The sequence below is a fragment of the Enterobacter cloacae complex sp. P47BA genome, from assembly GCF_014930485.1.
GTDB lineage: Bacteria > Pseudomonadota > Gammaproteobacteria > Enterobacterales > Enterobacteriaceae > Enterobacter > Enterobacter bugandensis.
Genome location: NZ_JADBRF010000011.1, coordinates 170,356 through 179,508, shown reverse-complemented (window position 1 = coordinate 179,508; position 9,153 = coordinate 170,356). Strand labels below are relative to the sequence as shown.

9 protein-coding genes and 1 other RNA gene are annotated in these 9,153 nt (G+C 56.4%); 4 read left to right on the top strand and 6 right to left on the bottom strand.

Annotation, left to right across the window (positions count from 1 at the left end; translation table 11 throughout):
• Nucleotides 1-20: 20 nt before the first annotated feature.
• The 3 genes from IM299_RS13300 to pnuC all read left to right on the top strand — a co-directional run bounded on the left by IM299_RS13300 (nucleotide 21) and on the right by pnuC (nucleotide 2,127).
• Nucleotides 21-149: non-coding RNA, RtT sRNA (locus IM299_RS13300), on the top strand.
• Nucleotides 150-340: 191 nt separating this feature from the next.
• On the top strand, nucleotides 341-1,384 hold the full coding sequence (nadA, locus tag IM299_RS13295) for a quinolinate synthase NadA (protein ID WP_193052299.1): 1,044 nt from the start codon (nucleotides 341-343) through the stop codon (nucleotides 1,382-1,384).
• A 23-nt stretch (nucleotides 1,385-1,407) separates the two neighbouring features.
• A complete protein-coding gene (gene pnuC, locus IM299_RS13290; protein WP_193357627.1) occupies nucleotides 1,408-2,127 on the top strand; it encodes a nicotinamide riboside transporter PnuC in 720 nt (239 codons plus the stop codon).
• On the opposite strand, the gene zitB is transcribed toward pnuC, so the two are convergent.
• Both zitB and IM299_RS13280 read right to left on the bottom strand, forming a co-directional pair.
• Complete coding sequence (gene zitB, locus IM299_RS13285; RefSeq protein WP_028012392.1) at nucleotides 2,124-3,059, bottom strand: CDF family zinc transporter ZitB; 936 nt, start codon at nucleotides 3,057-3,059, stop codon at nucleotides 2,124-2,126. The genes pnuC and zitB overlap by 4 nt on opposite strands.
• 105 nt (nucleotides 3,060-3,164) lie before the next feature.
• A complete protein-coding gene (locus tag IM299_RS13280) occupies nucleotides 3,165-3,545 on the bottom strand; it encodes a protein YbgS (protein WP_041910758.1) in 381 nt (126 codons plus the stop codon).
• Nucleotides 3,546-3,848: 303 nt separating this feature from the next.
• Between IM299_RS13280 and aroG the strand changes: the two genes are divergently transcribed.
• A complete protein-coding gene (gene aroG, locus IM299_RS13275; protein ID WP_028012394.1) occupies nucleotides 3,849-4,901 on the top strand; it encodes a 3-deoxy-7-phosphoheptulonate synthase AroG in 1,053 nt (350 codons plus the stop codon).
• A 61-nt stretch (nucleotides 4,902-4,962) separates the two neighbouring features.
• On the opposite strand, the gene gpmA is transcribed toward aroG, so the two are convergent.
• From gpmA to galT, 4 genes are all read right to left on the bottom strand, one after another.
• The gene (gpmA, locus tag IM299_RS13270; protein ID WP_008501111.1) at nucleotides 4,963-5,715 is read right to left on the bottom strand and encodes a 2,3-diphosphoglycerate-dependent phosphoglycerate mutase; all 753 of its coding nucleotides are present in this window, start codon (nucleotides 5,713-5,715) and stop codon (nucleotides 4,963-4,965) included.
• Between the two features lie 206 nt (nucleotides 5,716-5,921).
• The gene (gene galM / locus IM299_RS13265) at nucleotides 5,922-6,962 is read right to left on the bottom strand and encodes a galactose-1-epimerase (RefSeq protein WP_045630845.1); all 1,041 of its coding nucleotides are present in this window, start codon (nucleotides 6,960-6,962) and stop codon (nucleotides 5,922-5,924) included.
• Nucleotides 6,956-8,104, bottom strand: coding sequence for a galactokinase (gene galK / locus IM299_RS13260; protein WP_041910756.1), 1,149 nt, complete (start codon nucleotides 8,102-8,104; stop codon nucleotides 6,956-6,958). The genes galM and galK overlap by 7 nt, the downstream gene beginning before the upstream one ends.
• 2 nt (nucleotides 8,105-8,106) lie before the next feature.
• Nucleotides 8,107-9,153, bottom strand: coding sequence for a galactose-1-phosphate uridylyltransferase (galT, locus tag IM299_RS13255; protein ID WP_048957134.1), 1,047 nt, complete (start codon nucleotides 9,151-9,153; stop codon nucleotides 8,107-8,109).

Below are 9,153 nucleotides of genomic sequence, written 5' to 3'. Positions count from 1 at the left end.
AAAAGCGCCCTAAAGGCGCTTTTTTGCTATCTGCGATCTGGATGATTCGAACCTGCAGCAGGTTCGAGCCGAACGTAGTGAGGCACCGGAGCCGTTTACGGCGACGGCCCGAAGGGCGAGCGAAGCGAGTCATCCTGCACGACCCACCAGTGTAGAAAGGCGCCCTAAAGGCGCCTTTTTGCTATCTGCCGTACAACAAATGCTCCGCCCATCTATTCCCGGTGACTTTTCACTCCAGATTCGCTATCTTGTTTAGTATATAAAACACAATTGCCCTGCGTTTTGCTTTGTCAGGCAAAAGAAAGGCAATATTGTTAAGCCAGTAAAACGAGAAGCCATAATGAGCGTGATGTTCGATCCTGAAGCCGCAATCTATCCGTTTCCGCCAAAGCCTGTGCCATTAAGCCAGGATGAAAAACAATTCTACCGCGAGAAGATCAAACGGCTTCTCAAAGAGCGCGATGCGGTGATGGTGGCCCATTACTACACCGATCCGGAAATCCAGCAGCTGGCGGAAGAGACCGGGGGCTGTATTTCTGATTCACTGGAGATGGCCCGCTTCGGTGCAAAACATCCCGCTTCCACGCTGCTGGTTGCAGGCGTGCGTTTTATGGGCGAAACGGCAAAGATCCTCAGCCCGGAAAAAACCATTCTGATGCCGACGCTCAATGCGGAGTGTTCGCTCGATCTCGGCTGCCCGATTGACGAATTCAACGCCTTCTGCGACGCCCATCCTGACCGGACCGTGGTTGTTTACGCCAACACCTCTGCGGCGGTAAAAGCGCGCGCAGACTGGGTGGTCACGTCGAGCATCGCCGTTGAGCTGATTGAGCATCTGGACAGCCTGGGTGAAAAAATTATCTGGGCCCCTGACCGCCATCTTGGCAATTACGTTCAGAAGCAGACCGGCGCTGACGTTCTCTGCTGGCAGGGCGCCTGCATTGTGCACGACGAATTCAAGACCCAGGCGCTGTCCCGTATGAAGGCGCTTTATCCTGACGCGGCCATTCTTGTTCATCCTGAATCACCGCAGTCGATTGTTGATATGGCCGATGCGGTTGGCTCAACCAGCCAGCTTATCAACGCGGCCAGGATGCTGCCGCACAAGCAGCTCATCGTCGCGACCGATCGCGGTATCTTCTATAAGATGCAGCAGGCCGTACCGGAGAAAGAGCTGCTGGAAGCACCAACGGCAGGTGAGGGCGCGACGTGCCGCAGCTGCGCGCATTGCCCGTGGATGGCGATGAACGGCCTGAAGGCCATTGCCGAAGGGCTCGAGACAGGCGGTGCAGCGCATGAAATTCATGTGGATGCCGCTCTGCGTGAAGGTGCGTTAATTCCGCTTAACCGCATGCTGGATTTTGCGGCTACACTACGTACTTAATTCAAAAACGCCCTGGGGAAAAGATGGATTTTTTTAGCACGCAAAACATTCTGGTTCATATACCGATTGGTGCAGGTGGCTATGACCTGTCATGGATTGAAGCCGTAGGCACGCTGGCGGGGTTGCTGTGTATCTGGCTGGCAAGCCTGGAGAAGATCAGCAACTACGCGTTCGGGCTGATTAACGTCACGCTGTTTGCGATTATCTTCTTCCAGATCCAGCTGTACGCCAGCCTGCTTTTACAGCTGTTTTTCTTCGCCGCCAATATTTACGGCTGGTACGCCTGGTCCCGGCAGAACAGCCAGCAGGAGGCTGAGCTGCAGATCCGCTGGCTGCCCTTACCGAAAGCCATCGCCTGGTTTGTCGCCTGCGTCGTCGCCGTTGGTTTGATGACCGTCTACATCAACCCGGTGTTTGCGTTCCTGACCCGCGTTGCCGTTTCGGTCATGTCCGCGATTGGCCTCAACGTGACGATGCCGGAGCTTCAGCCGGATGCCTTCCCGTTCTGGGATTCCTGCATGATGGTGCTGTCGATCGCGGCGATGGTCCTGATGACCCGTAAATACGTTGAGAACTGGCTGCTGTGGGTCATCATCAACGTCATCAGCGTGGTGATTTTTGCCCTTCAGGGCGTCTATGCCATGTCGCTGGAGTATCTGCTGCTGACCTTCATTGCCCTGAACGGCAGCCGGATGTGGATCAAGAGCGCGCGTGAGCGTGGCTCACACGCGCTTTCAAGCTAGTGGTGATGATGTGAATGGTCGGGCTGCGCCTCGTTAAGGTGGCAGTCCGGCCCGCTACAGGGCTGATACTCCATCTGGATGGTGGCGTGACCAATCTCATAGTGATGTTCAAGAAAGTGCTGGATGCGTTCAAGCAGCGCGTCGTGGTCGTGGGGCGGGATGACCTGGACGTGCAGCGTCATGACCGGCTTCTCGCCTACCAGCCAGACGTGCACGTGATGAACGTTACGCACTTCCGGGACAGTACGGCGCAGGTTTCGTTTCAGCTCGTCAATGTCCATTGATGCCGGCGCTCCTTCCAGCAGTTCATTGACGCTCTCCTTCAGTAGCCGCCAGGCGCTGCGCAAGACCAGACACGATACCAGCACGGAGAGAATGGGGTCGACAGGCGTCCAGCCGGTATAGAGGATCACCAGCGCGGCGACAATCGCCCCGACTGAGCCGAGCAAATCCCCCAGCACATGCAGAGCCGCAGCGCGAACGTTGAGGTTCTTTTCCCCGCTGCCGCGATGCAAAATCCAGAACGCCAGAATATTTGCCAGCAACCCCGCCACGGCAATCACCATCATTGTCGTCCCGGCGATGGGCTGCGGGTGCCTGAAACGCTGTACGGCCTCCCAGACGATAAGAACAGTAATAACCACCAGCGCGATGGCGTTAACAAACGCGGCAAGGGTGGTCAGCCTCAGCCAGCCGAAGGTATGACGCGCGTTGGGCGGGCGGCGAGCAAACTGCACCGCCAGCAGGGCGAAAAGCAGCGCTGCGGCATCGGTTAGCATATGTCCGGCATCAGCCAGCAGTGCCAGCGAGCCGGAAACCAGGCCGCCAATGACCTCGATAACCATAAACGTGGCCGTAACGCCAAAGGCCAGCATAAGTCGTTTTGCGTTGTCGTTGCCGGGAGAAGATGGGTGTGAGTGGGTGTGCGCCATGTCTGCTTTCCTGATTCGTTATTATTTTAGTGTAGCGTTTTTAATAGGTTACTCCAAAAAGAAAGGAGAGCCTGGGCTCTCCTTTCACATTTGAAGCATCAGGAATTACTGGGTTGTGCCATCAGTTTTGGTATTGGCGTCGTTACCCACTTTGTCGTTCGGATCGGGACATTTGCCGTCCTTGCACATCGAGTTCTTATGAACCTCATTCGAGCTCATGTTGTCATGATTCATGGTGTCGGAAGCACTACCGTTCGGATGCAGCATAGTACCGCCGGTGTTGGTATTGCCGGTATTGATCTGGCTGTTATCGACATTATTCGGGGCGATATTCTGTTTCGCATCAGGCGCAACCTGGCCTGCCGCTGCTGCCGCATTGGCATCACCGTTGCTGTCTGAAGCCCCCGTTTCTGCGGCCAGGACGCTGCCGCTGGCAAGGGTGAGTGTGGCAGTCAGGAAGAGGGTGGTCAGTTTTGTCATTTTCATGATGGTGCTCCTGTTCTTGTCGTTACGCTGGATAACATTCTCCAACAGTGCATCTTTTTATAGGCGAAAGATTCCGCCTTACGGACTTACGTCAGTAGGGAATCGCGTTTAAGCGTTTAAAAATGGTTGTTACAGTTAAAAAGCTTAGGTTAGATCTCATTTTTCGCTATTTTGTGGCGATTTTTAGGCGAATTCCAGGAATTATCTGCGTGAAGTGTAAAACCGTGTTTACACTTCCTGGTCGACAAGATAGATTGAAAGGATTGCTTTCATTACTAAAGATATGGCAGAGCTGGAAAGAAGATGAATTATCAGAACGACGATTTACGCATTAAAGAGATCAATGAGTTATTACCTCCTGTAGCACTCCTTGAGAAATTCCCCGCCACTGAAAATGCCGCAAATACGGTTTCTCATGCTCGTAAAGCGATCCACAAGATCCTGAAAGGTAATGACGATCGTCTTCTGGTGGTTATTGGCCCGTGCTCCATTCACGATCCTGCCGCTGCGAAAGAGTATGCTGCGCGTCTGCTCACCCTGCGTGAAGAGTTAAAGGATGAGCTGGAAATCGTCATGCGCGTCTATTTTGAAAAACCGCGCACGACCGTGGGCTGGAAAGGGCTGATTAACGATCCGCACATGGATAATAGCTTCCAGATCAACGACGGCCTGCGCATTGCGCGCAAGCTGCTGCTGGAGATCAACGACAGCGGCCTGCCTGCTGCCGGCGAGTTCCTGGATATGATTACGCCACAATACCTGGCAGACCTGATGAGCTGGGGCGCCATTGGTGCCCGTACCACTGAATCTCAGGTTCACCGCGAGCTGGCTTCCGGTCTCTCATGTCCGGTGGGCTTCAAAAACGGTACTGATGGCACCATCAAAGTGGCTATCGATGCCATCAACGCCGCGGGTGCGCCGCACTGCTTCCTGTCCGTGACCAAATGGGGTCACTCCGCCATCGTCAACACCAGCGGTAACGGTGATTGCCATATCATTCTGCGCGGCGGTAAAGAGCCAAACTACAGTGCAAAACACGTGGCAGAGGTGAAGGCCGGGCTGGAAAAAGCCGGGCTGCCACCGCAGGTGATGATCGACTTCAGCCACGCCAACTCCAGCAAGCAGTTCAAAAAGCAGATGGAAGTGGGGGCAGACGTCTGTCAGCAGATCGCCAACGGTGAGAAGGCGGTAATTGGGGTGATGATCGAAAGCCATCTGGTTGAAGGTAACCAGAACCTGGAAGGCAGCGAGCCGCTGGTGTATGGCAAAAGCGTCACCGATGCCTGCATTGGCTGGGACGATACCGATGCCATCCTGCGTCAGCTGGCGAATGCGGTAAAAGCGCGCCGCGGCTGAGTCCTCATGCACAAATAAAAAAGCGCGGAAGGCTCCGCGCTTTTTTTACGTCTGGCGAAAATTACTTCGCTTTACCCTGGTTCGCGACAGCCGCTGCTTTCGCTGCGATCTCGTCCGCGTTACCCAGGTAGTAATGTTTGATTGGCTTAAAGTTTTCGTCGAACTCATATACCAGCGGTACGCCAGTTGGGATGTTCAGTTCGAGGATCTCGTCTTCGCCCATGTTGTCCAGATATTTCACCAGCGCGCGCAGGGAGTTACCGTGAGCAGCGATGATCACGCGCTCACCGCTTTTCAGGCGTGGCAGAATGGTTTCGTTCCAGTAAGGCACAACGCGGTCGATGGTCAGCGCCAGGCTCTCGGTGGTTGGCAGCTCAGCGTCGGTCAGTTTCGCGTAGCGCGGGTCGTGGCCCGGATAGCGCTCGTCATCTTTGGTCAGCTCTGGTGGGGTGACCGCGAAGCCGCGACGCCACTGTTTAACCTGCTCGTCACCGTATTTCTCAGCGGTTTCCGCTTTGTTCAGACCCTGCAGCGCACCGTAGTGACGCTCGTTCAGTTTCCAGGATTTCTCAACCGGCAGCCAGGCCTGATCCAGTTCGTCCAGCACGTTCCACAGGGTGTGGATGGCACGTTTCAGCACAGAGGTGTAAGCAAAATCAAAGCTGAAGCCTTCTTCCTTCAGCAGTTTACCTGCTGCTTTTGCTTCGCTTACGCCTTTCTCGGACAGATCAACGTCGTACCAACCGGTAAAGCGGTTTTCGTTGTTCCACTGGCTTTCGCCGTGACGCACCAGGACCAGCTTAGTAATAGCCATCTCTTACTCCTCAAGCATTTTTAGAATGATAACAATTCTCATTATATTGCTGTGGCCGTGCCAGCAGCAACGCTTAACCCTAACCATAGCGAAAATAGTCTCTGAGTGTAAGATGCTTGTGAATCCAGGGTTAGGATTTTGTCAGCGATCGGCGCTATTTTCAGCAAGACGCGCAGAAAAAAGCCCTCCGATGGGAGGGCTGGAAATCATTTCGGAATAAAATGGTATTCCGTCACGCTAATGTACTCTTCACCGGGGCGCAGCACGCAGTCCGGCTGCGGCCATTCCTGATGATTGGGGCTGTCCGGCAGGAACTCGCTCTCAAGCGCAAGTCCTTGCCAGTCGCTGTACTCATTGTGTTCGCGCGCCGTCGTGCCGCCGAGGTAGTTGCCCGAGTAGAATTGCAGGGCAGGGGCGGTGGTATACACCGTCATCTGCAGTTTCTCATCGCTGGACCAGACCTGCGCGGCAGGCTGCTTCACATCACCTTTGGCGTGCAGCAGGAACGCGTGATCGTAGCCTTTCACCTTGCGCTGATCGTCATCGCTCAGGAAATCCTGGGCGATAACTTTCGCGCTGCGGAAATCAAAGCTGGTCCCGCTCACGTCTTTCAGGCCCTGATACGGAATGCCCATCTCGTCAACCGGCAGATACGCGTCCGCCAGGATCTGCAGCTTGTGGTTACGCACGTCGCACTGGTTGCCGTCGAGATTGAAGTAGGCATGGTTAGTCAGGTTAACCGGACACGGCTTGTCGACCGTCGCACGGTATTCAATGGCGATACGGTTGTCGTCCGTCAGTGTAAAGCGCGCGGACGCGGTAAGGTTCCCCGGGAAGCCCTGATCGCCATCAAGCGAATCCAGCGAGAACAGCACTTCGCCGTCGTTTTGACGAACTATTTTCCAGCGGCGTTTATCAAACCCGTCCGGACCGCCGTGAAGCTGGTTCTCGCCCTGGCTTGGCAGCAGCCGGTACTGCATGCCGTCGAGCTCAAAACGGCTCTTCGCGATGCGGTTGGCATAGCGCCCGACGGACGCACCCAGATAGGCAGACTGATTAACGTACTGCTCGGGTGAGGCGCAGCCCAGCAGGGTTTCGCGCACGCTGCCGTCCGGCATCGGTACGCGGGCAGAAAGCAGGGTCGCACCCCAGTCCATCAGCGTAACCACCATCCCCGCGCTGTTGCGCAGGGTTAACAGGCGATACGGCAGACCATCCGGTGCGAGGGTAGGTGTTTCGTTTAGCACTGTCCGGCTCCTTGTGATGCTTTACATACATAGAACGTTTCTTTGATGCCCGTTTGCGCTTCGTACTGCTTCGCCACGGCGTCCTGGACGGCAGGGACCAGCTCTTCCGGCACCAGCGCGACGATGCAGCCGCCAAAGCCGCCGCCCGTCATGCGCACGCCGCCTTTATCGCCAATAACCGCTTTGACGATGTCCACCAGGGTGTCGATCTGCGGCACGGTGATTTCAAAATCATCGCGCATGGAGGCGTGAGATTCCGCCATCAGCTCACCCATGCGCTTCAGGTCACCTTTCGCCAGCGCGGAGGCGGCTTCAACGGTACGGGCATTTTCGGTCAGCACGTGACGCACGCGTCTGGCGACGACAGGATCCAGCTCGTGCGCCACTTTGTTAAATTCATCGAGCGTCACGTCGCGCAGGGCAGGCTGCTGGAAGAAGCGCGCGCCGGTTTCGCACTGTTCGCGGCGGGTGTTGTACTCGCTGCCCACCAGCGTGCGTTTAAAGTTACTGTTGATAATCACGACGGCCGCGCCTTTTGGCAGGGGAACGGCTTTGGTGCCAAGCGAGCGGCAGTCGATCAGTAAAGCATGCTCTTTTTTGCCCAGCGCGGAGATCAGCTGGTCCATGATGCCGCAGTTGCAGCCCACGAACTGGTTTTCCGCTTCCTGACCGTTCAGGGCAATTTGCGCCCCGTCCAGCGGCAGATGATACAGCTGCTGGAAGACGGTTCCCACGGCCACTTCGAGCGAGGCCGACGAGCTTAAGCCCGCACCCTGCGGCACGTTGCCGCTGATGACTAAATCGGCGCCGCCGAAGTTCTTGTTGCGTTTCTGCAGATGCTTCACCACGCCGCGCACGTAGTTAGACCACTGCTGGCTGTCGTGCGTCACAATCGGGGCATCAAGGGAAAACTCGTCCGTCTCATTACCGTAATCCGCCGCAATGACGCGAACCTGGCGGTCGTCGCGCTTCGCACAGCTGATAACCGTCTGGTAATCGATGGCGCACGGCAGCACGAAGCCGTCGTTGTAGTCGGTGTGCTCGCCGATCAGGTTGACGCGACCAGGCGCCTGAATTACGTGGGTGGCAGGGTAGCCAAATTTCTCAGCAAACAGGGATTGTGTTTTATCTTTCAGACTCATTTTTAGACTCCTGATTCGCGATAGTGGACGTCGCTGACGGCACGCAGACGCTCTGCCGCCTGTTCCGCCGTCAGGTCACGCTGGGTTTCCGCCAGCATTTCATAGCCCACCATAAATTTACGCACCGTTGCAGAGCGCAGCAGCGGCGGATAGAAATGGGCGTGCAGCTGCCAGTGCTGATTCTCTTCGCCGTTAAACGGCGCGCCGTGCCAGCCCATGGAGTACGGGAAGGAGCACTGGAACAGGTTGTCGTAACGGCTGGTCAGCTTTTTCAGCGCCAGCGCCAGGTCGTCGCGCTGCGCGTCGCTGAGATCGGTAATGCGCTGAACGTGCGCTTTCGGCAGCAGCAGCGTCTCAAACGGCCAGGCGGCCCAGTAAGGCACGACCGCCAGCCAGTGTTCGGTTTCCACTACGGTACGGCTGCCGTCGGCCAGCTCGCGCTGGGTGTAGTCCACCAGCATGGGTGAGCCGTTTTCTGCGAAATAGTCCTTCTGGAGACGGTCTTCACGCTCGGCTTCGTTGGGCAGGAAGCTGTTCGCCCAGATCTGGCCGTGCGGATGCGGGTTAGAGCAGCCCATCGCCGCGCCTTTGTTTTCGAACACCTGCACCCACGGATAGCTCTGCCCCAGCTCAGCGGTTTGCGCCTGCCAGGTGCTGACCACCTCTTTCAGCGCGTCCACGCTCAGCTCCGGCAGCGTTTTGCTGTGATCGGGCGAGAAGCAGATCACGCGGCTGGTACCGCGCGCGCTTTCGCAGCGCATCAGCGGGTCGTGGCTCGCGGGGGCATCCGGGGTGTCGGTCATCAGGGCGGCAAAATCGTTGGTAAACACGAAGGTGCCTTTGTAGTCCGGGTTTTTATCCCCGGTCACGCGCGTGTTGCCCGGACAGAGGAAGCAATCCGGGTCGTGCTGCGGCAGGGTCTGTTTTGCAGGCGTCTCCTGCGCCCCTTGCCAGGGACGCTTGGCGCGATGCGGAGAGACCAAAATCCATTGCCCGCTTAGCGGGTTAAAACGACGATGCGGATGATCGACGGGATTAAACGAAGTCAT

Excerpts from the sequence above, each read along its gene's own strand:
- gpmA (WP_008501111.1), bottom strand. The coding sequence starts at position 5,715 with ATGGCTATTACTAAGCTGGTCCTGGTGCGTCACGGCGAAAGCCAGTGG.
- galT (WP_048957134.1), bottom strand. The coding sequence starts at position 9,153 with ATGACTTCGTTTAATCCCGTCGATCATCCGCATCGTCGTTTTAACCCG.
- pnuC (WP_193357627.1), top strand. The coding sequence starts at position 1,408 with ATGGATTTTTTTAGCACGCAAAACATTCTGGTTCATATACCGATTGGT.
- galK (WP_041910756.1), bottom strand. The coding sequence starts at position 8,104 with ATGAGTCTGAAAGATAAAACACAATCCCTGTTTGCTGAGAAATTTGGC.
- IM299_RS13280 (WP_041910758.1), bottom strand. The coding sequence starts at position 3,545 with ATGAAAATGACAAAACTGACCACCCTCTTCCTGACTGCCACACTCACC.
- aroG (WP_028012394.1), top strand. The coding sequence starts at position 3,849 with ATGAATTATCAGAACGACGATTTACGCATTAAAGAGATCAATGAGTTA.
- zitB (WP_028012392.1), bottom strand. The coding sequence starts at position 3,059 with ATGGCGCACACCCACTCACACCCATCTTCTCCCGGCAACGACAACGCA.
- nadA (WP_193052299.1), top strand. The coding sequence starts at position 341 with ATGAGCGTGATGTTCGATCCTGAAGCCGCAATCTATCCGTTTCCGCCA.